This window comes from Flagellimonas ulvae (genome assembly GCF_049333175.1).
In the GTDB taxonomy this organism is placed as follows: Bacteria; Bacteroidota; Bacteroidia; order Flavobacteriales; family Flavobacteriaceae; genus Flagellimonas.
Map to the genome: position 1 here is coordinate 1,170,195 of NZ_CP186325.1, position 25,820 is coordinate 1,196,014.

Genomic DNA, 25,820 nt, shown 5'->3' on the forward strand with positions numbered 1-25,820 from the left:
AAAACAATCTAATGAAAAGACTTTCAATATTAACTTGCATTGTCCTGCTGTGGAGCTGTAAGGAAGAGCCAAAGGTCGCTGACCCTGTTGAACCGCTCAAAACATATACTATTGCCCAAATGATGGACAATGAAGCTGTAGGTGGGGGCAGTTTTTCGCCGGATAATACCAAACTATTGGTTCATAGTAACCGTTCCGGTATCTATAATGCCTACACCATTGCTACGGCCGATGGAACTATGGAATCTTTGACCGCTTCCGACAGTTCGTCTGTTTTTACAACGTCATATTTCCCGAACGATGAACGTATTCTGTTGAGCAAGGATAACAATGGTGATGAAATTTATCAGATTTACCTTAGGGATACCACCGGTACCATTACCAATGTTACCCCTTATGAGGGAGCAAGGGCCAGTTTTTATGGTTGGAGCAAAGACGACAAAAGTTTCTACTTCGGCTCAAACAAAAGAAACCCTCAGTACACCGATGTTTACAAGATGGATATTGAAACCTTTACCCCCACCCTAATTTATCAAAACGATGAAGGTTTGGATGTGGGTGAGATTTCGGATGATGAGCAATACTTTGCTTTGACAAAACCCATAAACACCAATGATTCAGATCTTTTCTTGTATTCTATTGCTGATGGGGATATGAAAAAAGTAAATGAGACTCAAAGTGGTAATTCGCCAGAAGATTTTTCCAAAGATGGGAAGTATCTATATTACACAACCGATGATGGTGGGGAGTTTTCGTATTTAAAACGCTACAACATTGCAGATGGAACTTCAGAAAAAGTACTGGAGAAAGATTGGGACATTATGGGTTCCTATTTCACACGTTCTGGGAAATATAGAGTTTCTTATATTAATGAAGATGCAAAAAATGTCATTGAGGTATTCGATACGGCAACCCAGCAAAACATTGAGTTACCCCAATTTGATGGAGGCGATATCACCAGTGTGGGCTTCTCCAAAGACGATTCCATGATGCGCTTTTATGTGGGAGGTTCCAATTCCCCTTCCAATTTGTATACCTATAATCTTGAGACCAAAGAACAAAACAAATTAACCGATGTTCTTAATGATGAAATAGTTCCTGAGCATCTTGTGAGCGCAGAAGTAATTCGCTTTAATTCCTTTGACGGAACCGAAATCCCTTCAATTTACTACAAGCCCCATCAAGCTTCAGAAGAAAATCCGGTCCCAGCTTTGGTCTGGGTACACGGAGGTCCTGGAGGACAATCACGTCAAAACTTCAGCTCCTTAATTCAATACATGGTAAACCATGGCTATGCCATACTAGCCGTGAACAATAGAGGAAGTAGCGGATACGGAAAGACTTTTTATCAAATGGATGATTTGAACCATGGCGATAAAGATTTAAAAGATTGCGTAGAAGGAAAAAACTGGCTGGCCCAACAACCTGAAATTGATGGTGAAAAAATTGGCATTATCGGAGGGTCCTATGGTGGATATATGACCATGGCAGCACTTACCTTTGCCCCAGAAGAATTTGATGTTGGCGTAAACATTTTTGGTGTAACAAACTGGATAAGAACCCTGAAGAGCATCCCGCCATGGTGGGAATCATTTAAAGATGCGCTCTATAAAGAACTTGGAGATCCGTATAGTGCAGATTCAGTTCGTTTAAAACAAATCTCACCTCTTTTTCATACCAGTAACGTTACCAAGCCGCTAATTGTACTTCAAGGTGCTCAAGACCCCAGGGTTTTACAGGTAGAGTCCGATGAAATTGTGGCAAGTGTCAGACAAAATGGTGTCCCTGTGGAATATGTGCTTTTTGAAGACGAGGGCCATGGGTTTGTCAAGAAAGAAAACCAAATCACCGCATACAGTAAAATTTTAGAATTCTTGGATATTCATCTTAAGAAGGAAGTAGAAAAACCGATAGACGACAGTGATATTTAATTTTAGAACACTCCTCCTGTTTGCAATAGGAGGAGTTTTTTTTTGTAATGCCCAAGATACCGGAGAAGAAGAACTAGGAGCATGGTACATGTATTTCGGTATGAACAAAATCTCGGAACGCTTTAGCCTTCATACCGAGGCACAGTTCCGTTTTTATGAATCTACCTCTAGTTTTAATCAACTTCTGTTAAGAACAGGGTTAAACTACCATATCAATCCCAATGCAATAGCAACGGCGGGCTATGCATACATTGACACAGACCCAACCTTTGAGAGCGATGAGAACTTGGTCAATACCATTTTAGAGCATCGGATTTTTGAGCAATTCATACTAACCAACAAAGTCTGGGAATTTCTTTTTGAACATCGGTACCGTTTGGAACAACGGTTTATTCGAAACAAGTCACTTCAACCTTTTGTGGAAGATGCGGTGGATTTGCGGCACAGGGCTAGATATCGAATTCAAATGACCCTACCTTTGTCCAATACCTTTTTCCTGAATTTTTATGATGAAATCTTCATCAATTTACAGGATAACCTATTTGACCAAAATCGACTCTACGCAGCCTTTGGTGTTCATGTTACTGAAAATAGTAATGTGCAAATAGGGTATTTGCGGAATCAATTTACCAATCAAGTTTTTGACCGCTTACAGATAGCTTTTTTCTTTAATCCCGACTTAAGAGGTATCTTTAAAAAAGGAAAATGAGTTTACAGAAACTAACTTTTGGCAATAAGGAAGGACAACAGTTGGTGGGACGTTTGGAAATGCCTGCGGACCGACACCCCCACAATTACGCAATTTTTGCACACTGTTTTACCTGTACCAAGAATCTGATGGCGGTTAAAAACATCAGCAAGGCACTTTCATCCAATGGGTTTGCCGTACTTCGATTTGATTTTACCGGCTTGGGCGAAAGCGAAGGTGATTTTGCCGATACCAACTTTTCAGGAAATGTTAATGACTTGGTAGCGGCCGCTGATTTTTTAGCAGAAAACTACGAAGCTCCTACGCTAATTATTGGTCACTCTCTGGGTGGTGCTGCATCTATTTTTGCGGCAGCCGAAATCAAATCCATCAAAGCAGTTGCCACTGTGGGCGCTCCTTCGAACCCAGTCCATGTAAAGCATTTGTTCAAAAGTGGTTTGGAAGAAATAGTAGCTACTGGAGAGGCGGTGGTTAACCTGAGTGGTCGTGATTTTAAAATAAAAAAACAGTTTGTGGATGATTTAGAGACCAAATCCCTCCCAGAAACTGCCAAGGGGCTCAGAAAACCGCTTTTAATCATGCACTCGCCACAAGATGATACCGTGGGCATTAAAAATGCAGAGGAAATCTATACCGCTGCGCACCATCCCAAAAGTTTCGTCTCACTGGATGGAGCGGACCATTTGCTTTTCAATAAGGAGGATTCATTGTATGTCGGCGAGGTGATTTCCGGTTGGGCCAAGCGTTATTTACCCATTCAGGAACGGCTAGACTCTTCCTTAAGGACGAAACATCAGGTTATGGCCAGTTTGGATGCCACAGACGGGTTCACAACCCCTATGAAGGTTGGAAACCATTATATGTTGGCCGATGAACCCGAAAGTTTTGGAGGAAATGATTTTGGCCCATCTCCTTATGAATATGTTTCTGCCGGACTTTCGGCATGTACCGTAATGACGGTACAGATGTACGCAAAAAGAAAAGGATGGCCTTTGGAAAACATCGAAGTCCACACCTCATATGGTAAAACCCATGCAGAAGACTGTGAGCATTGTGAAGAAGAATCGGCTAAAATAGACACATTCCACCGCGAAATTAAACTCACCGGAGACCTTGACGAAAAGCAAAAAACGCGAATTCTTCAAATTGCCGATAAATGTCCTGTACATAGGACGTTACATAGCGAAACCCAAGTAATTACAAAATTGATTCAATAAATGGAAAGCCCTGCTTTTGAAGTAAGCATTGCAGGGGCATCCTACGGGATGCATGTTGTTTCAATTCCAGAAGAAATTGCGCAACCCTTTGTATCCAAAGGTCACAAAAGGGTAAAAGTCATCGCTTCCTTTGAAGCTAAGTCTATCGAATTCCATGCGGCACTTCAAAAAAGACAAGACCTCTTCCATATAATTTTCAGTAAGAACCATCAAAAAAGTCTTGGGATTTATCCAAATGACCATTTTACGATGCAGTTGTTGGAGGATACCTCAAAATATGGAGTTGAAATGCCGGAAGAGTTTGAAGCGGTGTTATTGAGTGATTATGATGCTTATCAAATTTTTGAAGGACTTACCAGTGGCAAGAAACGAGGCATCATCTATATGATTTCAAGATATAAGAATTCCCAGACACGGATAGATAAGTCTATTCTGCTTTGTGAAAACTTAAAAAGGGGTGTTCGAGATGAGAAAGAATTGCTAAAAGCTTTCTGAAACAAACCCGGAATCTTAACGCTTTGCAAGTCGATTTTTTAAAATTCATTGATAGGAAACGTAATTATCCCTAACTTTAGAAATGAATAAAACAACATCATGAACAAGCGCAAATTCTTGAAACAAACCGTAATCGCAACAACAGGTATGTCCGTTGTGCCATCTTTAATGCTCTCTTCCTGCAAAACCGAAACTAAAAAAGAAGAAACTACCGAAAGTATAGAAAGTACTGCTGCGGTCACTTCCTTTGTCCTTCCCGAAATCCCTTATGGATATGACGCATTCCCAGACACGATAGATGCTATGACCATGGAAATACATCACTCCAAGCATCATCAGGGATATACAAATAAGCTAAACGCGGCCTTAGAAGCAGCAAACATCTCTGGAAAATCTATTGAGGAGATATTGACTATGGAAAATTTACCAACAGGCATACGAAACAATGGAGGGGGTTTTTACAATCATACGCTATATTGGGACATACTTACCCCAGGGGGTCAAGGTATGAGCGACGCATTTAAAGCTAAAGTGGTAGAGGATTTTGGTTCGGAAGAAGCACTTAAAAATCAGTTGGCAGAGGCAGGCGCAAAGAGATTTGGGTCGGGTTGGGCCTGGTTATGTCAAGATAATGACAAGAAACTGCATGTTTGTTCAACACCAAATCAAGACAATCCCTTAATGAAGGTTGCCGAAAGAATGGGTACCCCTCTATTGGGAATTGATGTATGGGAACATGCGTATTATCTAAAATACCAAAACAAAAGAGGTGAATATCTTCAGAACATTTTGAAGATTATAAACTGGGAAAAAGTAGGGGCACGCATGTCGTGATACCTTTGTTTTAAAGGTAACCCGAAGTATGACCAGCTTCATTTCTTGAGAATAAATCAAATATTAATATAAGAGCGGTTCCATACCGCTCTTTTTATCTAAACCAATATGAAACTAGGTGCATTTTCAATCAGTTTGGCCGTTAAAGACCTAGCTGTGTCCAAAGCTTTCTATGAAAATTTGGGATTTAGTGTTTTTGCGGGTGAAATGGAACGGAACTATCTCATTATGAAAAATGGTAATGCTCTTGTTGGCCTTTTTCAAGGCATGTTTGAGCATAATATTCTAACCTTCAATCCTGGATGGGATGAGAATGCCAATGCCCTGGACTCTTTTGATGATGTTCGGGATATCCAGAAAAGCTTAAAGGAAAATAAAGTGGCATTGGACTCTGAAATAGACGAAACCGGTTCTGGACCTGGTAGTTTTGCGCTGACCGACCCGGATGGGAATACCATTCTTATAGATCAACACGTTTAATAAGCGAAACTTTCCGTAGCATACATTTTTATCCTATTTTAGGTTCTTCAACCTTATGAACCTAGACGCGCTCATAGAGAATTTCCAGAAAAAAGATGTTGCAGCTTTTGAAAAGCTGTATAACATGTATGGGGAAAACATATGCGGAGTCATTAATGTTATTCTTAAGGATTCAGAGCGTTCCAAAGAAATATGTCAGGATGTTTTTATCAAAGTATGGAACAACTCATCAAGTTATGATGCTTCCAAAGGAAGGTTTTTTACTTGGATTTTAAACATAGCACGTAACACGGCTATCGATGAATTACGCTCCAAATCGAATAAAGAGCAAAAACGAAACCTGAGTATTGATTCCTTCGTAGGTATTTTGGAAGACGCGGAGGAAATGGAAAACCAAGTGGATGTAATTGGGTTGAAAAAGATGTTGAAAGGCTTAAAAGAGCTCTGTAGGGAGATAATCAGCCTATTGTATTTTAAGGGATACACCCAAAAAGAGGCTGCTGAGGAACTAGGCATTCCCTTAGGGACGGTAAAAACTAGAAATAGAAACTGTATCTCACAAATACGAAAAAACAACGCATTGTAAATGGATGTTGAAAAGTACATAGCATCTGGCATCTTGGAGCTTTATGTTTCAGGAGCTTTACCTCCCAAAGAGAATGAGGAGGTACAGCGCTATGCACGTCAATACCCAGAAATCCAAAAAGAAATTGAAGCTATTGAAGCGACCATTTTGGACCTGACAAAAAAAGCCTCCCCTGGAATGCCCCCTACCTCTTTTGAAAGTATAGCCAACAAAATAAAGGTAGACGACAGTCCGACCATTACATTAGACTCAAAACCTAAAAGCGTTTGGGTCACTTATCTAGGATGGGCTGCCTCTATCATTTTAGCCGTCGGATTGGTTTGGACATACCTTCAGAACAACGAATTGAAATCTGATATTGAAGTGACCAACAAAACGATGGAACAATTGGAGGATTCTTTGTCAAGCATAAAGTTAGAGATAGCCGATAAAGAAAGTATTCTCGAAGAACTTAGGAACAAGGACGTAAGTGTAGTTTTGCTGCAGGGTCAGCAGGTCTCACCAGCTTCATACGCCAAAGTCTTTTGGAATCCTTCAAATGAAGTGGTGACCATTGATGCGCAAGGTCTTCCTTCACCACCGGAGGGTTATGATTATCAAGTTTGGTCGCTTGCTTTAAATCCTTTAACACCGACCAGTATCGGACTCCTTTCTGATTTTGATTCCAATGAGGATAAGCTCTTCACATTGGAAAACACCAATGAATCGCAAGCGTTCGGTATTACTTTGGAACCTGAAGGAGGAAGTGAAACACCAACTTTAGAACAATTGTATACTTTGGGTACCGTAGGACCTTAAAGTTCATTAAACACATAAAAAAGCGGCTGTCTAAAAGTATGGTTGCGTCAACCTGAACTTGTTTCAGGTTCTCTTCAATATTCGTATTTGATAATATTGAGATTCTGAAATGAATTCAGAATGACGATTCCCTCTCTTTTTAGACAGCCGTTCCTATCTTAGAATAATCCTATAATTTTACCCCTACGCCAAAACCTATAATCCATGGGTTGATATCCACATCGGCGCCTACTGTAGCTCCTAGTGCACTGGTTGCATCAATGGTTGCATCTGTGCTCAAGAATAAGCGCTTGACATCTACATTCAAGAACCATTTGTCATTGAGCATATAATCAAGTCCCCCCTGTAGTGCAAAACCTAAGGATGAATCGTAATCCACATCATCTGCAACTGGACCTTCGTCCACTCCGTAAAACAAAGTAAAGTTGACACCTGCACCCAGATAAGGAACAAAATCTCCCCCTGTAAAGTGATACTGCCCCGTAAGCGTTGGCGGAAGTAGCCATACACTTCCCAAATCTATATCTCCAACCGCTGTTCCAACCGCTTCCACATCGTGTTTTGCCGTTGCCAAAATCAATTCCACAGACCAGTTTTCATCAAAAAAATATGATATATCGAATTCTGGGACAAAAGCCGTAGAAATCGATGCATCACCACCTATAGCCTCAATATCAGCGCTTTCATCTGGCGTTACCACAATACCCCGTAGACGAAATTGCCATTTGCTAAAATCATCATTGCCAGGCTGATCCTGCGCCAAAACAAAATTGGCCGTACCTAAAAGTACCATCATCAAACAAATCCCTAGTTTTCTCATCGTTGCTTTTTTAAAGTTTTGTCAAAACTAGTTCACCATATATTCTAAGAATATGACGATTATCATTGGTGAAAAATACAGCTTAGCATCTTTGCCGTATTAAAAATCCAGTTGTGGAATACCTAAAAAAAGACGAGAATTAACTGGTATATTGCAGCTTACAAATTCGTATTGAATATGGAAGGATTAATGTCATATAAATTTCAAATTCTAATTACCATTGTATTACTGCTAGTCATTTTTGCTCTTAATTCTTTGGCAAAAAGAGCGATTAGAAGATTTGGAAAAATCAGTGCCATCAATATGAACAGCAGAAAGGTTATTTTCTATTTGAGCAACTTATTTTTCTATGGACTTGCTTTAATAGCCATTACCTTGGTGTGGGGCGTTGATTTAAAGGAATTTTCCGTTTTTATTTCTTCAATGCTTGCCATTGTTGGAATCGGTTTTGTGGCCCAATGGTCAATTCTTTCCAATCTTACGGCCAGTGTGATTCTATTTTTTAGTCATCCTTTACGTTTGGGTGATAGAATACGGGTTTTGGATAAGGATTTTGACTGGACAGGGGAGGTTGAGGATATAAGTGGGTTTTACCTTTTTATGCGAACCGATGATGGCCGGAGCATAACCATACCTACAAACTTGGTCATTCAGAAAGGTATAGAAATTTTATCTCATGAAGATGGAAAACCTAAGGATGTATTAGAAAACGAATAAACGCCATAGGTATACTTATGGCGTTCATCAAAACAATCCTAAACAAAACACTAGATTACTACATCATAATTCTTGAATGGCTTTTTCCATATTTGGACCCAATTCAAATGAAGCTTCCATCAATTCTTCTTTCAAGGCCTTAACATCCTCAAGGTAACCGTTTGCCTTGTAAATCTGTGCCATATGATATTGTGCCATAGGCTCGAAAGTTTTTCCTTTCACGTGCGTTTCCATTACTTCCATGGCCTTCCCATTTTTGCCATCCTTTAAATAGCTGTAAGCCAACAAATCATAGGTTTCCGGAGTAGAGCGATTGGTAATCTCTGAGTTTGCAATATCCAATGCTTTATAGGTCACCTCTCCTTTTCCTAAATAGTATTCAATTTTATGGGTATTGTACATAATCCCATACGAAGAATTTTGAACCTTAGTGTGAAAATCCTCAAGGGCTTTAGCTTTAATCTCTTCGCTTTGCATATACTCTGCAACCTCTGCTTTAAACAAATTCAAATCTGGGGATTGATTTGTTTTTTCAATAGCCTCTATTATACGAAGTGCTTCTTCCGCATTGCGTTCATATGAAAACACAATCCAAGCAATTCCCTTTTTTGCATAAGCATTGTTAGCATCCAATTGAAGCGCCATTAGATAATGTCGGTATGCATCTTCAATCCGTCCATCATGTCCGTAAAAATCTGCTAAGTTGGTATACGCCCATAAACGTAGTCCTAGATTTTTTGAAGAATCTGCTTTCTCTTTGGCTTTTTCCATAAAACGAATGGCAGTTTCCAAATCCCCTTTATGGTCATTCCATTTTGCCACGCGAATGAGATACCCAAAATCCGATAGGTTCTGGATGCTGTCCAGATACTTTGATGCTGTCGTATAGTTCCCCAATTCCATGTGCAAGTCGAACAAAAGACTTTGCGAAGCATTAACACCACTTCCCATTTCTCTTGCTCTTTTGGCCAATACCAAGGCTTCTTTAAATCGATGTTGGGCAATATAATTTCGAGCCAAGGCCCTTAAATATCCTGATTTTCCAATCGCAGCTTCGTCCAGTGCTTTTTTCAAAGCGCGCTCAGCATCTTTCAAATATTCTATATCTCCAGAGGTTTTGAAAAAACGGCCGTACTCTTTTGCCACATTGCCAAGAGCCAAAGTCTGTAAACTATCGGATTTAATTTTACCATTCCACAGTTCAAAGAATTTTGATGTGCTTTCAGCTTCTGAAGTTTTCAGGTATTTATTGTAATCGTCGACATCGGTTATCGATGTTTTTTCTTTTGAGCAAGAAATTAGCAGAGTTAATGCAAATAGTGTGAGTATTCTTTTCATGATGTGACTTTTGTTTTAGTGGATAAAAAAGGGAGGTTCATAATGTCCCCTCCCCTCTCTTTCATAACAATTTCCTATTCAGGGTCTCCCAAATACGGAAAATCAGTTGAGATATCGGCAGTCAATCCAACTCCATCCGATGTTAATCGAGGAAGATCGGCAGTACCGTCATCATCCAAATCCTGCCCACTAAATCTATCCCCTTGGGCGCCACCAAAGAACAGAATCAGTGAAACATCAATTATATTGTCACTGGGTGTTCTTCCTGTCAATGCCACCTCGTCTCCATCCGGAACCAAAATGATTCCATCATTATCGAAATCCGTTCCTGGATTAAAGTAGGTTGTTGGCAAATCTGGAGCAACATCCAAAGCATCCGCAGCTAGGACAGTGGTCAGTTGCTCGGCGGTGAGGCCTAGAATATTGTTTTCATAATCGACTGCCATGGGGTCCAATCCTAACTTCAAGGCATATACGTCGTGATATTGTTCCAATCTTGCTTGGAATCCAGTCTGGAAAGTTGCCACCATTTCTGAAGGAATGGTAACATTATGTGCATCTTTTACACTGGGTTGCCCATCCATATCAAAGCTCAACGTGGTGTTAATTCCCGGTCTGCCCATATGATCCACTTGTGCAAAAGTTCCAGAAAAGTCAATTCCGGTCATTCCATCATCCTCCATCATCATCCCGTCATCTTCCATTCCCATATCATCTGGTAGCATAACGTCATCATCATTACTACAGGACACCATGAAGAGTCCCATTAAAAACGAAGCGAAAAATATCTTTATCAGTTGTGTTTTCATCTTTATGTTCAATTAGCGATTATTGTTTTCTATTGGTGGTTACCCAAGTTTTATACACGGTCAAACCCAAGGGGTTAGTAGCCGTAGGAGAACCCAAAAGCGAGTTTGGAATTTCAATGATTATGGACAATGTATTGGCCCCATCAAAAGTATCGGTTGCCTCGTCTGAGGGTAAAAATCCTCCTACTGCAGAATCAAGTTCTGGAGAAATCACAGCGTTGAATTGAAAGAAATCAAAGAAAAAAGGGTCTTGTCTAGGGCCTGCAAATAAGGAAACACCGTTGGAAGTAGTTTCGACCACAGGTGTTGCATCTGAAATCTCAACATCGCCCAAAGGAGAATCAGTAAGTACCTGGCTGCTCAAACCTGTTTGAGCTGGTGATGCGGGTCCAAAAAAATACATTCTTCCGTCTCTGGCTATGGCTTGTATGACTCTATCCTCGACCAAATCACCATCCAGGTCAATATTAATCTCGGTAAGTACATCTTCATCTAAGCTACCATAGGGAAGCTCAGGAAGTACATCGGACTGAAGGTCCACAACGAAAACGGTATTGTCCGAACCTTCAGAAGGTTCAAAAGCAAAGAAATCGGCAATATCCGATGTAGTTGCCGTGGAACTTGGCGCATCAATATGGTCTGCTGCGACAATAATTGCAGAAACCAGTAATAAGCCGAGAGTTCCCAGAAGAAACTTAGTTGTTTTTTTCATTTTGTTAATTGGATTTTGTGTTAATACGCTCCTACGTACGGAAGGTGAAAAGAGAGGGTTTGGTTTTGGTTTGTTAAAATTTTCTTAATAGAATTTTGATGTATTTCGATTCATTCCTTAAGAAAAATCTGCTATTTTGTACTCCCTAAGGATAACCTGCTTGACCGATGAACCCTTCCGCAACAGGCTGGATAAATAAATTTGGCCATTTGGTCCAGAAACAGCCCATCCTCCTGTCAGGTCAGGACGAGCTATATATACATCTAAAAAAAATAGGCTTTGTTTATGGAATTCATATTGATGTGTTCCCACTTATCTCAACTGAACTAAGGCTAACCGAAGACGAAATCGCTAAAATCAATTTATTGGTAGCGCTCTATTTAACCTTTCAATTGGAGCGAAAAGAAGAGGATTTTGATGCTTTTGTGGACACTGTTTTTGCCTATTACAAATCTTTGGAGGTAGGGAAAATATCTTTTTTAAATAAAATATTGAGCGCCAAGCGTACAGAATCCCAATTGGAAAAATTAATTGATTCCCGCATTTATTTAGGAGGTAGTGCCTTTAGCAGAGCTTTCGGAAACAGCATCACCAATTCTTTGCTTTTTGTTGATGTACTTATTTTTAGGACGTATCTCAATGGAAAAAAATCTGGAATGGAACATGCAAAACTGCTCGAGTATGTTACCATGAACATTGCTTACCACAGTCTAAATTCTAAGGAGAGTACTAAAAACGATGATAAATTTATCCAATTATTGGCTTCTTCCTTAACCTATGTTGATTTAGATGAAACCGATTTTGACAGTACATATCGGAATCTTTTAGCGCTGAATTTTACCCAAGAAGAAAAGAATTATTTTTTGGACATGGCCTGTCTTACCATTTGGGAAGATAAATCGATTGACCTAACAGAATCCAATTACATTTTTGAACTGGGAAAGGACTTGGGAAAGTCAATTAAAGAGGTTGAGAATTCAATGAATTTGGTAATCAACTTCTTCGAAAAAAACAAATCAAGAATTGGATATTTGAGTGACAAAAATGTAGCTTTTCAGTTCTATCAAGGGATGTCCAAAAACGTAAGTAAACTGATTTTAAGAAACAGTAAAAGACTTAAAAAAGAACTTGCGGAAAGTAAGGAATTAGTCTCGCTATTATCCAAATCCACGGTGAAAGAACTTACCCCAGAAGAGCGAAGAAAAATGCAAAATCAACTCTTGGATATTTTCAAAACCATTCCTTCATTGGCTATTTTTATGTTGCCAGGAGGTGCCGTTTTATTACCTATTTTTATAAAATTAATTCCTAAATTGCTACCATCGGCTTTTGACGATAATCGAGTGGATGAAAACTAGCAAATTGACTCAAATTTAGCAGTATAAGAAAAAACTATAGTTATTTTTTATACAAATCAAATTATTGATTTCCAATTATTTAAATAACCTTATTCCAACCATAACTTAAAGTCCTTTACTCGCTCTCGACTTACGATGATTTCTTGGTCGTTAAACCGGTTTAGTTTGATTTGAAGCCTAGAATTTGTATAAGAAATGATATCTTTTATGTGACTAATGTTCACATAAAATTTTCGGCTTACCCGAAAGAAAGTTTGGGGCGACAATTCTTCTTCTAGGTTTTCCAAGGTCGTGTCCAAAAGATAATTTCTCCCATCCAAAGTTGCTGCATAGGTACCCTTGTTCTCGCTATAAAAACATTCCACCTCATCGGCATTTATAATCTTAAGATGCTGCCCCACTTTTGCCGTAAATCTTTTTTTGTACTCACGTTCCAATGGGTTGGTCAACAACTTTTTTATATCGTTGAAATCGACAGAAATTTTTTGGTGTTCCGGCTTCAGTTCACGAAACTTTTTAATGGCACTTTCCAGCTCTTCATCATCTATGGGTTTTAGCAAATAATCTATGCTGTTTAACTTAAAAGCTTGTAGTGCATATTCATCATATGCCGTAGTAAAAATGATGGCACTTTTTACCTCAATGATCTCAAAAATTTCAAAAGAAAGTCCATCGGATAATTGAATGTCCAAAAAGATAAGGTCGGGATGGGGATTGTTTTGAAACCATTCCACAGCTTCATCCACAGAATGGAGCATGGTAGATACTTCCACATCCAATTCAGCCAGCAATCTGCTCAATCTTCGAGCCGCAGGTTTTTCATCTTCTATAATGATAACATTCATGTATTCTGTTTGAAATTTAAAAATAATGGTGATTGTTTAATTTCCAAAAGTCATCTTCTGAACTTTTTGGCCTCCTCCCTGTCCTTTTCCATAAACTTGCGTATTTGACGCTCTTCCCAGTTTTTCCCAAAAAAGGGATTGTATTTAAAGGTATGGGCTGCATGAAACAGTACACCTATACCCCAAAAAACTGGCGTTACAAAATGGCCCCATTCCCAAAAGGAGTCGGATCTTGCAACGATATTGGCCAGGATAAAAACATTTACAGCCACATAGACTGCCAAGTGTATGTAGAAACCCTTTATCTCGTCAACACGCTTTTTTGCCCTCTTGAATTTATCGTTTTCAAAGTTTTCCATGATTATCTCCATTTTTTGATTTCGTTGTCCTCTTCTTTGTCCATATATTCCCTAATCTTCCGTTCTTCCCAGGCTTTCCCAAAAAAGGGATTTAAATCGAAGGTTTTTATTGCTTGAAAAATGAGACCAATACTTAGGCCAAACGCAGCCCAAAGGAACCACATATATCTCCATTCATTTACATAGTAATTTAAAGCCCCAAGGCCTGAAATAATCAATACATATGCGGTAAGACTAGTATAAAACTTTCGTATTCTACCTACTCGTTCTTTGGCTTTGATGTATTTAGTTTCGTTCGTGTTGGATTCCATGATTATGTGTTATTGGTTAGTTCTTTAAAATTATATTAAAATTTGTCTTTTTCCATCAATTCCTTAATCTTACGTTGTTCCCATCCCTTTCCTAAAAAAGGATTTTTATCATAAGCACTCATCCAATGGCCCAGTAATCCAATTCCCCATCCAATAGCTGGAAAAATAACCCAAGGGAAACTGCTGGTAATGTAATTGAAATAAGCCAATAGAGGAATAACGATGGCATATGCCGTGAGGTTGGAATAAAAGCCCTTTATGCATTCCACCCTTTCCTTGGCCTTTTTGTATCTGTAGTCTGTGATGTTTTCCATTTTGATATGTTTTTAAGTTTGATTTTTAATTGCATACCAAATTTCATCATCTTTGGAGGGTTTTGGAAAAGGGTATTACCGAGTTGTAGATTTTGAAGGATGGACTGAAAAAAATTGAAGTATTAATATGATTTACTTTTAAAAATCGTCTTTTTCCATCAGCTCTCTAATCTTCTTTTCTTCCCATCTTTTGCCCCAAAGGGGATTATAACCATAAGCTTCCATCCCATGGGCAATAACTCCAAATCCCCAACCTACTGTTGGGAAAATAGCCCAGAGAAAACTGGTAGTCCTAAAATTGAGCCACCAAAGAAAAGGAATGATAACAAGATAGGATATCAGATTACCATAAAACCCTTTTAGGTTCTCAACACGTTCTTTTGCTTTTAAATATCGTTTCTCCTCGATAAACTCTTCCTGTTTGGGCATGACAACGGATATCTGCTGGGTAAGCATTGGAAGTGAGACTGCAAAATCTGAGTGTGTTTTATTGATACCAACACCCTTATCTGTAAGAATGGCATAGCGTTGCTGAATATTTTGTAGCCCTACACCGCTACTTTTTTTCACTACTTGTTTTTCCTGCAGATTGTTACTTACCAAAAGCTCCCCTCCTTTTTCAAAAACTTTTATGTGCAGTGGCTTTGAAGAAGTAACCACATTATGCTTCACTGCATTTTCCAAAAGAAGTTGAAGTGAAAGGGGGACAATTTTGGCATCTGGATTACTGGCTTTTTCAGGAATATTGAAAACAATACTGTCTTCAAAACGCATTTTAAGTAGGCCAACATAGGTTCTTGCAAAATCCAATTCTTCATTCACGGTAACCAAATCCTTGTTTTTTTGTTCCAAAACATAACGGTACACTTTGGATAATGAGGTAGTAAACTTTTGGGCTTGTCTGGGGTCTTCATCAATAAGACTGGTCAAGACGTTAAGACTGTTAAACAAAAAATGGGGGTCCAATTGATTCTTTAGCGCATCAAAACGTGCCGATGCGGTACCAGCTATAATTTGTTGCTTTTTTACCTCCTGCTTTTGTAAAGCCCGGTAGAAATAAAAAACATGGATGGACAAAGAAGCAATAATAGTAATTACCAAAGGAAAGATATAGGTCTCAAAACTTTCTTCTTTCAAAAAAGTGATAAACGAAATTCCAGTAAAATATAGTTGGATGAGATAGCGTAAAATTCCATAAGTAATTATGGTAAGTACAAAAGAACCGAGAGCTCCAACCAGCAATCGCGTTTTTGGGGTTTTTTCCCAATTGTATCGGATATCTAAACCATCATAATAATAGGAATTGACTACGGTAAGACCAAAAGAAAAAATAAAACTGATAATTGTGTCCCTTAAAATGCTATCAAAGGAATAATCGCCATCCCCAAATACAAAAATGACTAGGAAGGCGACTATCAAGGTAATAATCAAAGAAAAGCGTAAAACCTTTAGAAACTTATTCATGAATTATGACTTACATTGCTCCAAAATCTGACTAGCTTCTTTTTCTCCCCATTTTGGGTAAAAAGGAATATCCGATTTAAAGGTAGCAAAAAGTTCCAACGACTTTTCTACGTCTTTACAGTAAGGCGAGGTATCTTTCCCAAAATAACGGGCCGCTCCCATGTCCCAACTAGCTTTGGAATATACCACACGAGGGTTATCAGGTGCCAGTTCCATGGCCTTTTGATACAATTGCATGTTTTTTCCGGATAGTGTCATTCCATATGTTGCTCCATCAAATGATATCCAAGCGGTATTGATTAAAGCTTCCTGTACCAATAACTCAGGATTATCAGGAGATATGGCTTTGGCTAAATCCAAAAACTCTTTGGCCTTTTCCAATTGCTGTGTCAGTTTTTCCTTGTCTTGTTCTCCAAAAGAGATAATCGTGTTTATTTGTGACACATAGTAATGAGGCAACCAATTATCCTGCTCGGCCATGGCAATTCGTTCAAATAGATTGGAAGCCTGAGTGGTTTTTTGGTCTTTCCATAGTGAGAATGCCTTCTCCATACCTTTGGTGTACTGGTCTTGGGCTTGAGCCCATCCCACAAATAACAATGCTATGATAACTGTTTTTTTCATCTTTTCAATTGATTTTAATTTGTTTTACCTTTTGGATTAAAGGACTGTTCGTTTTTTGATTACAGGTTCAAATATCCAATGGGTACAGGAAATCTTATAAAAGGAAATACCGAACTGTGCTTTTCAGAGGATGAATTGTAACCAACTATTTTAGCAAAAGGAGAATAAAGAAGGTTGGACTTTTTTTAGTTGATATCTTCTATCTTTACTCTAAGCAATCAATACGTTGTTAATTAGGGCAACCAAGATTTCAATGTTAAAATTTTTCCGAAAAATTCGTAAAGACCTCTTAGGCAAAGACATGTTTTCTAAATACTTCTTATACGCTGTTGGTGAAATTGTTCTTGTAGTAATAGGTATTCTGATTGCTCTTCAAATTGATAATTGGAATTCCGAAAAGAAAGACTTAAAAGCGGAAAGAATGTATTTGAATTCTTTAAATACGGAGTTTTCCAACAATTTAAACAGCTTGGAAAATACCATAAAGGAGAACGAATACCTTATAGAAGCCCTGGAAAAGTTGGGTATTCTATTCAACCCTGATACCTTAAAAACCATATCAGAAAGAGAAGTCGCGCTTTTTTTGAACCCATTAGGTAAAGAAGTAGTGTATTTTCCAAGTAAAGGGGTAATGACCGATATTATTAGTTCGGGAAATCTAAAACTTATTCAAAACAATGCCCTAAGACAGAAAATTGCTTCTTTCGATAATGCTCTTGAAAGAATCGAAAATCAAGAAAGGGTTACCTCGGATTTGCGAAGCAACATCATGCAGATAACCAGCCAAAATGGAAGTTTTTCCATAATGTTTGCAGCGTTGGATAACCGTCCAAAAGACAAATTGAAATTCAGGCCTAAATCCAATAAGCAATTGTTCAAGAGTTTGGAGTTGGAAAACAATCTTGTGCTATACAAAAGGGTTACGCAGACAACCAATAGCTTCTTTTATGGTAGTCTTAAAAAGGATATCGAAGAAATCCTTGAGATGATTGAACAGGAACTAAATTAATCAAGCATGCTGCGGTTTTTTAAAAAAGTAAGACAAGGACTTCTTAGAGAAGGGAAAATTTCCAAATATCTACTCTATGCTTTTGGCGAGATTATTCTGGTCGTTTTGGGGATACTTATTGCGCTGCAAATAAACAACTGGAATGAGAAAAGAAAGACCACTGAAAAACAAGAAAAGCTACTTTCATCTTTATTGTCAGATGCCCAAACTACACAAACGCGACTGTTAGAAAGTCAGGAGATGGCTGAATCCATAAATGATGACTTACTGTATTTTCTAAATGAGATACAGAAGGAACAACTGTCTATCCCTATAGATACTTTAAAGGCCTATACCAGTATGGTCTTTCAAGTTGCCAATTTCAAACCAGCCTTATCCGCTTACGAAACGGCTTTATCTACCGGTGATATCAGTCTGGTAAAAAATGATGAGCTATTGGACAAATACATTCAGTTCAAGAACAATTACGAATGGTTTGAGTTGCATCAGAATATATCTGGAGACATGGTCTACTTGGGAAGTATTTGGGAATTCAGAAAAAAATTGGGCAGCACCAGGATGTTCATGAAGAACATGGGTTCTTATCCAGCTTCTTTTGATGTTTCTGATGAAGAGTTTTTTCGATTACTTCAGGAGAAAGAAACCTTTGCCACCTTTGAAAACATGCAATGGCTTGTGCGCAACCAATATGATGCCCTGAGACGTGCCGATGATGCGAACATACAAATACTCGAGTTATTACAGACTGCGCTAAAGGAAGAGTGATACTTCTCCAAGACTACATTCTCAATTCTTTTGGACCCACACACAATATTTCTTTATGATTTTACCTTTTTGTGAAAAGTTGGTTAGAATCCCCTTTTTACGTATGAATTGTTACGAAGCCTTTATGTATATTTCACAGCACAAGATTTAAACTGTATAAGATTCATGTATATACCGCACTACTATAAAAATGAAAATATTGGTGAAATCAAGGAGTTTATTGCCCAGAACAGTTTTGGTATTTTAGTAAATCAGCTGGATGGCAAACCTTGGGCTACCCATACTCCCCTTGAACTTGACATGGATTCTGAAGGAAAAGATATTCTTGTTGGGCACATTGCCAAAGCCAATCCACAGTGGCGCGGTTTTAATTCTGACACAAAGGTGCTTTGTATATTTAACGGCCCACATGCCTATGTATCGTCCTCTTGGTATCAGGAGGAAGAAGTTCCTACTTGGAACTACGTTGCAGTACATATCTACGGTACGCTTAAGGTATTGAGCGAGGAAGAAACCATGGATTTTCTCTACAAATTGGTCGATAAATATGAAAAGGATTCGGAAAACCCCATTTCCCTCCACAACATGTCCCCAAATACACTAAAACAAGTAAAAGGTGTTGTTGGGTTTACCATACAAATTGAAGAGATTCAAGCGGCCTATAAACTATCCCAGACCCGTGGAGAGGACCATGATAGAATTATTAAGGAACTAGCAGAACGAAAAGATGCGGGAAGCCAACTCATTGCCAAGACAATGAAAAGAGCAGAATCCTAATCCTCCTTTTATTATTTGCTACTCATTATCCAACCACTGACTTTTGGCCCAGTTGGAATACCTTGGGTTATCCACATGCATAATCCAAATCTCATCTGTGTACTTACCATCCATTTTAGAACGATATGCTTCATAGGCACCTTCATTCTCTTGGTATTTGGCTAGATACACGTAATTGAGTCCATTTTCTGGGTTTTTAAAATAGTTGGCTGTTAGACCTTGGTCCTTTAGCTTTTGCATAAAACGTTTAAGATACGCTTCATTCTTGAAGACGTTGGCCACTATATAATGACCTTGCCCTACTCCATCTAAGTTGATGTACTTTTCAATAGGTTTAAAAGCTCCTCCGTTAAATGTACCCTTTACTTCTTTTTTGGTCTCTTTGTTTTCTGCCAACTCAGTATTTGAATACTCTTTTTTAAGGGAATCTAAATCCGTTCGTTTGGCCGAATACAATTTTTTTGCAGCTTCCTCAATCTTGGAATTCTCATCCCCGGTCTGCTGTTTTACCATGCGCATGACCAATTCAAATCGTTTTTCGAATTCCTTTTGCCTATTTTCTTCCAAAGAATCCAATCTGAATATCAATTCGCTTATTACCGCATAGTTGTCTTCCTGTTGTTCTTGCAACTTCTTCACCTGCTCTTCCCAGTAGGCCAGGTCTTCTTTATTGCTTGGGCGCAATTTGGTGTTTGCCTTCAACTTGTTCTTAGGTGACTTTTTCTTGGTCTTTTCGTCCCCAACAAAAGTACCCTCCACCACTTTTTGGGTTTGTTCTTCATTGGAGGCCAAAGCATCCGATTTTGTAGGAATGAAAGAGAAAGCAATGGAAACCTCATGGGTAATACCAAGATTACTCAGATTATCATTAATGTTTTTCTCAAAATTATATCCAAAGGACAATCTTCGGTTAAGATTGAACCCTGTTCCAGCAGAAACACCGTAAAACTGGTCATACCCACCTTGTAGCCATCCCAATTTGGGAAGGTCTAATATCAATCCTCCTCCAAAAATAGGGTCTTGCGAACCTTCAAAGCGTGCTCTAGCCAAAGGCAACAAGCGACCATCTTCAAAAATTCCCGCTCCATTTTGGAATTCGTGTGCAAATTGAATGTGTCCTGAAAAGGTTTTTTCATTGAAGCCAGATAAAGACTCTCCGGTACGTATATCGTAATCTAGAAGGTTTTGGGCAAAAACACCAAAATCAAATTTTCCAAGGGAAAGATTCAATCCAGGCTGGAACGATATTATGGCACTTTCAGAAGCATCGGTAAGCACTGGGTCATCCTCTAATGCAACTGCCCTATCTGCATCAAAACTACTTACGTAATATGGAATATTGACTCCAAAACTAAGATTGCTCTTCTGCCCTAATTGAATGCCATGGGCATAATTGGCCATTACCCCCAGATTGGTAATTACACCTTCTTGTTGATTGTATAAACTTACACCTAAGCCAATATTATCGTTAACGCGTCCGCTATAACTCAAAAAGTAATTCTGACGGTTATCGTTAAAGTCCGCGCCCTGACTTCTATGAAACAGGTTCACATAGGTTTTGTCTTCCCGAACCGTGGAAAAGGTCGGGTTAATTAAAAACCGATTGAATTTCAACAGATTCTGAAAAGGTACATCGTAGCTTACATATGGATTCGATTCCTGTGCGAAGGAATTGGTTTCAATACCTGGAAAAAACGAGAGTATCAATCCATATAAAAGTAATCTATGTATATGAGGTGTGGGGGTGAGTAGTTTTTTAACCATAGCCTTTCTTTTTTGTGTAGGTTAAGAGGACCTGGGGAAACAGGTATGTCGTAATGTGGTTTTCTCATCAGTAAGTTTGGGACTTCTTGTAAGAGATTTTCTATTAACTTTATTGTAATGTTATTTATTTTTTCGGTAAAAAACCAATTTTATCGTTGAAACGCATTTAATTAACACTTTGCAGGAGTTAAATACCTCCTACACTATTAATAAACGTTGATTTCTGTTAAGAATTGTAGTGTAAAAAGCTGGTTTTTTGTTGATTAAGCTTTTATTTTGATACTTAAAATCAAAACAAAACCTCTTTTGATGTCCTCCAACCATATTCAAATTGCTCCTTTTGAAATGAAATATGCCTCCGATTTTAAAGAACTGAACGAAGCTTGGATTTCACAGTACTTCAAGATGGAAAAAATGGATTATCAAGCTTTGGACCACCCCAAAGAATATATTTTGGACAATGGCGGATATATCGCTGTGGCCTTAAAAGGAGAAGAAGTAGTAGGCGTATGTGCCCTTATCAAAATGAAGGATTCCATTTATGATTTTGAATTGGCCAAAATGGGAGTTTCACCATCGGAACAAGGCCAGGGCATTGGATTTCTTTTGGGCAAACATATTTTGGAAAAGGCTCAAAGCTTAAGCGCTTCAACCGTTTACCTTGAAAGTAATACCATACTGGCCCCGGCCATTAAACTCTATAGAAAATTGGGTTTTGTTGAAATCGAAGGTTTTGTTTCTCCTTACGAACGTTGCGACATCCAAATGGTTTATACTATTGACTAAAACTTGATTTTTACAAGTTGTCTAATTGATTGCTCTTTCCGTCTGCGCTAATCGTCCAAAAGAACCCTACAAAAAAGAAACTATCCGCGGCGGGAGTTACTGCCCTTCTATCAAAAATACCATCTACATTTGGTGTGTTGGCATATTGATAGTTATTAATGTTTTCAAAGCCTAGAATGTTGTTTACGGATATAAACAAAATCTTCTGTTGGTCAATCAGATAGGACCAGCTGAAGTTTAGATTATTAAAAGAACGGGTCTTTTCAGCCAAAAATGCTTCAGTATTCGGATTATCATAGGGTCTTCCCGAATTAAAAACATAGGAAAGTCCAATCTGTGAGCGCAAATCATCTACCCAATACTTAGTTACGACGGACAAATTATGTCTAGGGGCAAAATTCGGTGTGGCCCTGTCCCTAAAATTCCTATAATTTCTTTCCGTATCTAGATAAGAGTAAGAAATCCAATAGTCCAAATTATTGATGCTTTTGTTATCCCTCCAGAACACATCCAAGCCTGTTGCATATCCTAAACCTTCATTTGAAAATTCTGAATTGAACATGGGTTGTTCTGTATCAAACTTCACTAAACCATCATAATCCTTATAATATGCTTCTGCCCTAAAGGTCCTACCTTCATTCAAATACTGATAATTTAAGATGTAATGTGATGTTTTTTCGCTGTTCAAATCTGGATTGAACCGTAATACTTCATTCAAAGGATTCTGATAAAAGTCTCCATAGGCTAATGAAAATTGTCCTTTTTCCCCAGTCTTATAAGCCAAAGATACCCTTGGCGCCAAGGTATAAGAATCAATACTACTGCTTCGCTCCCCCCGCAAACCTAGTTTCATGGCAAAGGCATTGCTAAAGAATATATCTGCTTCGGCAAAACCAGCCCAGAGATTATCGTTGAAATTATTCTCAGCTTCAAAACCCGTGTTGTCCAAAAAGGTTTCATCATAATCCTTTAGAAAGTACTCCGCACCAAAACTGATATTGAACCGATTGCTAAAACCTTTTCTTAGTTTGAGCTTAACATGGGATGCTGTTTCCCTGGCATCCACATTGTTTTCTTCAAACTCTATATCATTTCCATCCCTTGATATTGCGGCACCGGAAGTCAGTGTCCAATCATTCTCAAAAAAATGCCTGTAGGAGGTATTGAAATACAGATTACTGTTGGTTAGTTGAAAGCGAACAAAATCTTCAAAGTTGATATCTTCTTGTTCTATATCCAGATTAGCCCTATTGAAACCCGTATACATTTTAAAAGTGCTTTTGTCCCCTATGCTCCTAAATACAGCTTCGCCCGAGACGGATTCATAGGGGCTGTTCCAGCGAATACCTTGGGTAGAAGGTATCAATGCTTCATAAGGAGATAGATTGATGTAAGAAGTGTTGACGCTTAAGGAGGTGTTTCCCCAGATTTTGGTATGTCCTATGCCACCTCCTACAGACATAATGGAAATATCCGTTTTATCTTGATCGGGTAGATCTGTGGTATTTAAAAGAAGTACACTTGAAAGTGCTTGTCCGTACTCCGCAGAATATCCTCCGGTACTGAAGGTAATCCCTTTAAAGAGAAAAGGAGAAAATCGCCCACGTGTAGGGATGTTGTTTGCGGTGGCATTGAAAGGTTGAAAAACGCGCAGTCCATCAATAAATACTTGAGTCTCATTGGCATCACCTCCTCTTACAAAAAGACGACCATCTTCGTTGACCGATGTAGTACCCGGTAAAGTCTGCAAAGCTGCTACAAAATCACCAACGGCCCCAGCAGTGGTTACAATATCAAGCGGTTTTAAAGCAGAAACTTTTGAATTGTCACCTGCCTCAAAGGTACCAGCAGTCAAAGTAACACCGGTTAGGGAGTTGACGGCTTCACGGAGTTCAATTTCAAGTCCGTTCAGATAGGATACATCTCCCACTTCATAATGAGCTTCATAAGAAAGCATAGAAACTACCAAGGTTTGGGTTCCTTCTTCCAAAGTCTCAAAACTGAAAGTTCCACTTTCTGTGGTGGAGGCTCCATCATAGGTGCCTTCTAAATATACATTGGCCCCAATAATAGGATTCTGTTTAGTGTCTGTAACTGTTCCGGAGATTATGTTCTGTCCGATTATCGCATTTACGGTACATATTAAAATAAAGAATAAAAAAAGGTTTTTCATGGCTGTCCATTATTTGATGAAGCAAATTTGAAATAGCCCTTCTTTCTTTTACAATTCAACTGACCCAACTGTGAAAAAGCCATACTGAATTGCATGCTCTTTTTTTAATTACGATTCAGTCACCAAAAACTACAACTCGGTTACCATTGGTTTGTACTCTTTCATAATCTACCAATCTTTGGAGCATCATTAACACCAAAAAAAACATATCATGAAATCTTTAGCATTAGCACTTGCATTTTTACTTGTACATTTTATTGGATTAGCCCAAGAAACCGAAGGAATCGATATTACCGTAACCATTGACAATGTTGTCAATAACAACGGAAAAGTCATCGCCACCCTTCATACTGAGGATACTTTTATGAAAGGACCCGGAATCCAAAATCTGGATAGTAGTATTGAGGATGGCAAAGTATCGTTTACTTTCAAAAATGTAGCTCCCGGCACCTACGCCATCATGGCACTGCATGATGAAAATGAAAACCGAAGTATGGACTTTTACGAAAACGGTATGCCAAAAGAGAGCTATGGAATGTCCGGTAATGAAATGACCCTAGGTCCGCCTAGTTTTATAGATGCAAAATTTGATGTGACACAGGAAGATTTAGAACTGAACATCCGATTTTAGGATTCTCATTTAAGAATTGTTTCTTTAAAAAAGGTATGTCTTTAACATACCTTTTTTGTGTTTTAGGACGGTTACCAACTTTGGCATGTTTCATTCTGAATAACTTTAAATAAGAGCAAACTATTTAGGTAGAAATACGGTTTTATGGGTATTGGAATTAAATGAATTTCCTTTTTATCATTTTCTTGTTTAACCATAAGTATAATCAATAGTTATTTGTATTTTTATCTTTAAAATTTATAATACATGACTATTACCCAATTACAATACGTTCTGGCTGTAGCTGAATATAGAAACTTCACCTTGGCTGCAGAAAAGAGTTTTGTAACACAACCTACACTGAGTATGCAGGTACAAAAACTTGAGGATGAGTTGGACATTCTCATCTTTGACCGCAGTAAAAAACCTATTTCCGTAACAGATGTGGGTCAAAAAATAATAGATCAGGCCAAGAATATTGTCGCAGAAGCAGAGCGCATTAAAGATATTGTGGACCAGGATAAAGGTTTTATAGGAGGCGATTATACCCTGGGTATTATTCCAACAGTCATGCCCACCTTGCTTCCCATGTTCCTTAATACTTTCATTAAAAAATACCCAAAAGTAAATCTGATCATCAAGGAACAATCCACAAATACGTTGATTCGGAATATTTTGGATGGCCACTTGGATGCAGCAATAGCGGCCACTCCACTTGAAATTGAGTTTATAAAGGAACGTCCCTTATATTACGAACCTTTTGTAGGCTACGTTCCTGAGAATCATAGACTTTCCAAGAAATCATCGCTTACCACAGAAGATTTAGATGTTTCTGATATCCTGTTATTACAAGACGGACATTGCTTCAGGGATGGTGTCATCAACCTGTGCAAAACCCCTAAAAATCTGAAGGATGAACGATTCCAGATTGAAAGTGGCAGCTTTGAAACTTTAGTGAGTCTGGCTGAAGAAGGCATGGGAATGACGCTACTACCCTACCTAAACACTTTAGAACTAGATTCTTCAAAAAAGAATAAACTTAAACAATTTGACAAGCCCAACCCGGCCCGCGAAATTAGTTTAATCTACCATAAAAGCGAGCTGAAAATCCAAATAACAGAGGCTTTACGGGATGTAATTTCCGGTATCGTACGAGGGGCCATTCGTTTTCAGGATGTGAAAATAATTAGTCCGCTAGCAAGCGCGTAAAAAAAG

At 38.6% G+C, this 25,820-nt stretch carries 28 protein-coding genes; 16 read left to right on the plus strand and 12 right to left on the minus strand.

The annotated features are described in order from the left end of the window. Nucleotides 1-11 precede the first annotated feature (11 nt). The 8 genes from ACOKFD_RS05310 (at nt 12) to ACOKFD_RS05345 (ending at nt 7,050) form a co-directional block, all read left to right on the plus strand. Nucleotides 12-1,931, plus strand: a complete 1,920-nt coding sequence (locus ACOKFD_RS05310) for an alpha/beta fold hydrolase (RefSeq protein ID WP_422860295.1) — start codon at nt 12-14, stop codon at nt 1,929-1,931. Continuing rightward, a complete protein-coding gene (locus ACOKFD_RS05315; RefSeq protein WP_422860296.1) occupies nt 1,921-2,640 on the plus strand; it encodes a DUF2490 domain-containing protein in 720 nt (239 codons plus the stop codon). The genes ACOKFD_RS05310 and ACOKFD_RS05315 overlap by 11 nt, the downstream gene beginning before the upstream one ends. Continuing rightward, nucleotides 2,637-3,857: an alpha/beta fold hydrolase gene (locus ACOKFD_RS05320; RefSeq protein WP_422860297.1), complete on the plus strand. Its 1,221-nt coding sequence runs from the start codon at nt 2,637-2,639 to the stop codon at nt 3,855-3,857. Before ACOKFD_RS05315 ends, ACOKFD_RS05320 begins: the two co-directional genes overlap by 4 nt. Next, a complete protein-coding gene (locus tag ACOKFD_RS05325) occupies nt 3,858-4,352 on the plus strand; it encodes a YdeI/OmpD-associated family protein (protein ID WP_422860298.1) in 495 nt (164 codons plus the stop codon). Between the two features lie 99 nt (nt 4,353-4,451). Next, nucleotides 4,452-5,186, plus strand: a complete 735-nt coding sequence (locus ACOKFD_RS05330; protein WP_422860299.1) for a superoxide dismutase — start codon at nt 4,452-4,454, stop codon at nt 5,184-5,186. A 108-nt stretch (nt 5,187-5,294) separates the two neighbouring features. Continuing rightward, the gene (locus ACOKFD_RS05335) at nt 5,295-5,666 is read left to right on the plus strand and encodes a VOC family protein (RefSeq protein ID WP_422860300.1); all 372 of its coding nucleotides are present in this window, start codon (nt 5,295-5,297) and stop codon (nt 5,664-5,666) included. A 55-nt stretch (nt 5,667-5,721) separates the two neighbouring features. Beyond that, complete coding sequence (locus tag ACOKFD_RS05340; protein ID WP_298999254.1) at nt 5,722-6,252, plus strand: sigma-70 family RNA polymerase sigma factor; 531 nt, start codon at nt 5,722-5,724, stop codon at nt 6,250-6,252. After that, entirely contained in the window at nt 6,253-7,050 is a 798-nt protein-coding gene (locus ACOKFD_RS05345; protein ID WP_422860301.1) for an anti-sigma factor, read from the plus strand. It abuts the gene before it with no gap. A gap of 169 nt (nt 7,051-7,219) precedes the next feature. Here the strand turns inward: ACOKFD_RS05345 and ACOKFD_RS05350 are convergent, their stop codons facing one another. Continuing rightward, on the minus strand, nt 7,220-7,870 hold the full coding sequence (locus tag ACOKFD_RS05350; RefSeq protein ID WP_422860302.1) for an OmpW/AlkL family protein: 651 nt from the start codon (nt 7,868-7,870) through the stop codon (nt 7,220-7,222). 177 nt (nt 7,871-8,047) lie between these two features. On the opposite strand from ACOKFD_RS05350, the gene ACOKFD_RS05355 reads away from it, so the two are divergent. Then, nucleotides 8,048-8,587, plus strand: coding sequence for a mechanosensitive ion channel family protein (locus tag ACOKFD_RS05355; protein WP_422860303.1), 540 nt, complete (start codon nt 8,048-8,050; stop codon nt 8,585-8,587). A gap of 63 nt (nt 8,588-8,650) precedes the next feature. On the opposite strand, the gene ACOKFD_RS05360 is transcribed toward ACOKFD_RS05355, so the two are convergent. From ACOKFD_RS05360 to ACOKFD_RS05370, 3 genes are all read right to left on the minus strand, one after another. After that, a complete protein-coding gene (locus tag ACOKFD_RS05360; RefSeq protein WP_422860304.1) occupies nt 8,651-9,925 on the minus strand; it encodes a hypothetical protein in 1,275 nt (424 codons plus the stop codon). 74 nt (nt 9,926-9,999) lie between these two features. Continuing rightward, on the minus strand, nt 10,000-10,734 hold the full coding sequence (locus ACOKFD_RS05365; protein ID WP_422860305.1) for a hypothetical protein: 735 nt from the start codon (nt 10,732-10,734) through the stop codon (nt 10,000-10,002). Between the two features lie 19 nt (nt 10,735-10,753). Further along, nucleotides 10,754-11,446 (minus strand): DUF4331 family protein, encoded by a 693-nt coding sequence (locus tag ACOKFD_RS05370; RefSeq protein WP_422860306.1) that lies wholly within the window; start codon nt 11,444-11,446, stop codon nt 10,754-10,756. A 167-nt stretch (nt 11,447-11,613) separates the two neighbouring features. Here ACOKFD_RS05370 and ACOKFD_RS05375 point away from each other — a divergent pair, with 167 nt between their 5' ends. Continuing rightward, entirely contained in the window at nt 11,614-12,804 is a 1,191-nt protein-coding gene (locus tag ACOKFD_RS05375) for an LETM1-related biofilm-associated protein (protein ID WP_422860307.1), read from the plus strand. 89 nt (nt 12,805-12,893) lie between these two features. On the opposite strand, the gene ACOKFD_RS05380 is transcribed toward ACOKFD_RS05375, so the two are convergent. From ACOKFD_RS05380 to ACOKFD_RS05405, 6 genes are all read right to left on the minus strand, one after another. Then, nucleotides 12,894-13,649, minus strand: coding sequence for a LytR/AlgR family response regulator transcription factor (locus tag ACOKFD_RS05380; RefSeq protein ID WP_298999263.1), 756 nt, complete (start codon nt 13,647-13,649; stop codon nt 12,894-12,896). A gap of 50 nt (nt 13,650-13,699) precedes the next feature. Beyond that, nucleotides 13,700-14,008, minus strand: coding sequence for a 2TM domain-containing protein (locus ACOKFD_RS05385; RefSeq protein WP_422860308.1), 309 nt, complete (start codon nt 14,006-14,008; stop codon nt 13,700-13,702). A gap of 2 nt (nt 14,009-14,010) precedes the next feature. Further along, nucleotides 14,011-14,319, minus strand: coding sequence for a 2TM domain-containing protein (locus ACOKFD_RS05390; RefSeq protein ID WP_298999265.1), 309 nt, complete (start codon nt 14,317-14,319; stop codon nt 14,011-14,013). 35 nt (nt 14,320-14,354) lie between these two features. Beyond that, on the minus strand, nt 14,355-14,633 hold the full coding sequence (locus tag ACOKFD_RS05395) for a 2TM domain-containing protein (RefSeq protein WP_422860309.1): 279 nt from the start codon (nt 14,631-14,633) through the stop codon (nt 14,355-14,357). 138 nt (nt 14,634-14,771) lie between these two features. Beyond that, nucleotides 14,772-16,097, minus strand: a complete 1,326-nt coding sequence (locus tag ACOKFD_RS05400) for a 2TM domain-containing protein (protein WP_422860310.1) — start codon at nt 16,095-16,097, stop codon at nt 14,772-14,774. 3 nt (nt 16,098-16,100) lie between these two features. After that, the gene (locus ACOKFD_RS05405) at nt 16,101-16,721 is read right to left on the minus strand and encodes a hypothetical protein (protein WP_422860311.1); all 621 of its coding nucleotides are present in this window, start codon (nt 16,719-16,721) and stop codon (nt 16,101-16,103) included. Nucleotides 16,722-16,974: 253 nt separating this feature from the next. Between ACOKFD_RS05405 and ACOKFD_RS05410 the strand changes: the two genes are divergently transcribed. The 3 genes from ACOKFD_RS05410 (at nt 16,975) to ACOKFD_RS05420 (ending at nt 19,272) form a co-directional block, all read left to right on the plus strand. Beyond that, the gene (locus ACOKFD_RS05410; protein WP_422860312.1) at nt 16,975-17,730 is read left to right on the plus strand and encodes a DUF6090 family protein; all 756 of its coding nucleotides are present in this window, start codon (nt 16,975-16,977) and stop codon (nt 17,728-17,730) included. A gap of 6 nt (nt 17,731-17,736) precedes the next feature. Next, complete coding sequence (locus ACOKFD_RS05415) at nt 17,737-18,495, plus strand: DUF6090 family protein (protein ID WP_422860313.1); 759 nt, start codon at nt 17,737-17,739, stop codon at nt 18,493-18,495. Nucleotides 18,496-18,660: 165 nt separating this feature from the next. After that, nucleotides 18,661-19,272, plus strand: a complete 612-nt coding sequence (locus ACOKFD_RS05420; protein WP_422860314.1) for an FMN-binding negative transcriptional regulator — start codon at nt 18,661-18,663, stop codon at nt 19,270-19,272. Nucleotides 19,273-19,290: 18 nt separating this feature from the next. On the opposite strand, the gene ACOKFD_RS05425 is transcribed toward ACOKFD_RS05420, so the two are convergent. Beyond that, on the minus strand, nt 19,291-21,036 hold the full coding sequence (locus tag ACOKFD_RS05425) for a PorP/SprF family type IX secretion system membrane protein (protein ID WP_422860315.1): 1,746 nt from the start codon (nt 21,034-21,036) through the stop codon (nt 19,291-19,293). Between the two features lie 309 nt (nt 21,037-21,345). Between ACOKFD_RS05425 and ACOKFD_RS05430 the strand changes: the two genes are divergently transcribed. Continuing rightward, nucleotides 21,346-21,822 (plus strand): GNAT family N-acetyltransferase, encoded by a 477-nt coding sequence (locus tag ACOKFD_RS05430; protein WP_422860316.1) that lies wholly within the window; start codon nt 21,346-21,348, stop codon nt 21,820-21,822. Between the two features lie 10 nt (nt 21,823-21,832). Here ACOKFD_RS05430 and ACOKFD_RS05435 read toward each other — a convergent pair whose 3' ends face one another. Beyond that, nucleotides 21,833-23,995, minus strand: a complete 2,163-nt coding sequence (locus ACOKFD_RS05435) for a TonB-dependent receptor (protein ID WP_422860317.1) — start codon at nt 23,993-23,995, stop codon at nt 21,833-21,835. Between the two features lie 211 nt (nt 23,996-24,206). Here ACOKFD_RS05435 and ACOKFD_RS05440 point away from each other — a divergent pair, with 211 nt between their 5' ends. Together ACOKFD_RS05440 and ACOKFD_RS05445 are read left to right on the plus strand one after the other, a co-directional pair. Then, a complete protein-coding gene (locus tag ACOKFD_RS05440) occupies nt 24,207-24,626 on the plus strand; it encodes a DUF2141 domain-containing protein (protein ID WP_422860318.1) in 420 nt (139 codons plus the stop codon). A gap of 246 nt (nt 24,627-24,872) precedes the next feature. Continuing rightward, entirely contained in the window at nt 24,873-25,814 is a 942-nt protein-coding gene (locus tag ACOKFD_RS05445) for a LysR substrate-binding domain-containing protein (RefSeq protein WP_298999276.1), read from the plus strand. The last annotated feature ends 6 nt before the right edge of the window (nt 25,815-25,820 follow it).

Bases quoted from the DNA above. Each gene is read 5' to 3' on its own strand.
- ACOKFD_RS05335 (WP_422860300.1), top strand. From the start codon at position 5,295: ATGAAACTAGGTGCATTTTCAATCAGTTTGGCCGTTAAAGACCTAGCT.
- ACOKFD_RS05350 (WP_422860302.1), bottom strand. From the start codon at position 7,870: ATGAGAAAACTAGGGATTTGTTTGATGATGGTACTTTTAGGTACGGCC.
- ACOKFD_RS05380 (WP_298999263.1), bottom strand. From the start codon at position 13,649: ATGAATGTTATCATTATAGAAGATGAAAAACCTGCGGCTCGAAGATTG.
- ACOKFD_RS05340 (WP_298999254.1), top strand. From the start codon at position 5,722: ATGAACCTAGACGCGCTCATAGAGAATTTCCAGAAAAAAGATGTTGCA.
- ACOKFD_RS05400 (WP_422860310.1), bottom strand. From the start codon at position 16,097: ATGAATAAGTTTCTAAAGGTTTTACGCTTTTCTTTGATTATTACCTTG.
- ACOKFD_RS05355 (WP_422860303.1), top strand. From the start codon at position 8,048: ATGGAAGGATTAATGTCATATAAATTTCAAATTCTAATTACCATTGTA.
- ACOKFD_RS05330 (WP_422860299.1), top strand. From the start codon at position 4,452: ATGAACAAGCGCAAATTCTTGAAACAAACCGTAATCGCAACAACAGGT.
- ACOKFD_RS05375 (WP_422860307.1), top strand. From the start codon at position 11,614: ATGAACCCTTCCGCAACAGGCTGGATAAATAAATTTGGCCATTTGGTC.
- ACOKFD_RS05410 (WP_422860312.1), top strand. From the start codon at position 16,975: ATGTTAAAATTTTTCCGAAAAATTCGTAAAGACCTCTTAGGCAAAGAC.
- ACOKFD_RS05425 (WP_422860315.1), bottom strand. From the start codon at position 21,036: ATGGTTAAAAAACTACTCACCCCCACACCTCATATACATAGATTACTT.
- ACOKFD_RS05440 (WP_422860318.1), top strand. From the start codon at position 24,207: ATGAAATCTTTAGCATTAGCACTTGCATTTTTACTTGTACATTTTATT.
- ACOKFD_RS05385 (WP_422860308.1), bottom strand. From the start codon at position 14,008: ATGGAAAACTTTGAAAACGATAAATTCAAGAGGGCAAAAAAGCGTGTT.
- ACOKFD_RS05360 (WP_422860304.1), bottom strand. From the start codon at position 9,925: ATGAAAAGAATACTCACACTATTTGCATTAACTCTGCTAATTTCTTGC.
- ACOKFD_RS05420 (WP_422860314.1), top strand. From the start codon at position 18,661: ATGTATATACCGCACTACTATAAAAATGAAAATATTGGTGAAATCAAG.
- ACOKFD_RS05390 (WP_298999265.1), bottom strand. From the start codon at position 14,319: ATGGAATCCAACACGAACGAAACTAAATACATCAAAGCCAAAGAACGA.
- ACOKFD_RS05435 (WP_422860317.1), bottom strand. From the start codon at position 23,995: ATGAAAAACCTTTTTTTATTCTTTATTTTAATATGTACCGTAAATGCG.
- ACOKFD_RS05445 (WP_298999276.1), top strand. From the start codon at position 24,873: ATGACTATTACCCAATTACAATACGTTCTGGCTGTAGCTGAATATAGA.
- ACOKFD_RS05405 (WP_422860311.1), bottom strand. From the start codon at position 16,721: ATGAAAAAAACAGTTATCATAGCATTGTTATTTGTGGGATGGGCTCAA.
- ACOKFD_RS05320 (WP_422860297.1), top strand. From the start codon at position 2,637: ATGAGTTTACAGAAACTAACTTTTGGCAATAAGGAAGGACAACAGTTG.
- ACOKFD_RS05365 (WP_422860305.1), bottom strand. From the start codon at position 10,734: ATGAAAACACAACTGATAAAGATATTTTTCGCTTCGTTTTTAATGGGA.
- ACOKFD_RS05415 (WP_422860313.1), top strand. From the start codon at position 17,737: ATGCTGCGGTTTTTTAAAAAAGTAAGACAAGGACTTCTTAGAGAAGGG.
- ACOKFD_RS05310 (WP_422860295.1), top strand. From the start codon at position 12: ATGAAAAGACTTTCAATATTAACTTGCATTGTCCTGCTGTGGAGCTGT.
- ACOKFD_RS05325 (WP_422860298.1), top strand. From the start codon at position 3,858: ATGGAAAGCCCTGCTTTTGAAGTAAGCATTGCAGGGGCATCCTACGGG.
- ACOKFD_RS05430 (WP_422860316.1), top strand. From the start codon at position 21,346: ATGTCCTCCAACCATATTCAAATTGCTCCTTTTGAAATGAAATATGCC.
- ACOKFD_RS05345 (WP_422860301.1), top strand. From the start codon at position 6,253: ATGGATGTTGAAAAGTACATAGCATCTGGCATCTTGGAGCTTTATGTT.
- ACOKFD_RS05395 (WP_422860309.1), bottom strand. From the start codon at position 14,633: ATGGAAAACATCACAGACTACAGATACAAAAAGGCCAAGGAAAGGGTG.
- ACOKFD_RS05370 (WP_422860306.1), bottom strand. From the start codon at position 11,446: ATGAAAAAAACAACTAAGTTTCTTCTGGGAACTCTCGGCTTATTACTG.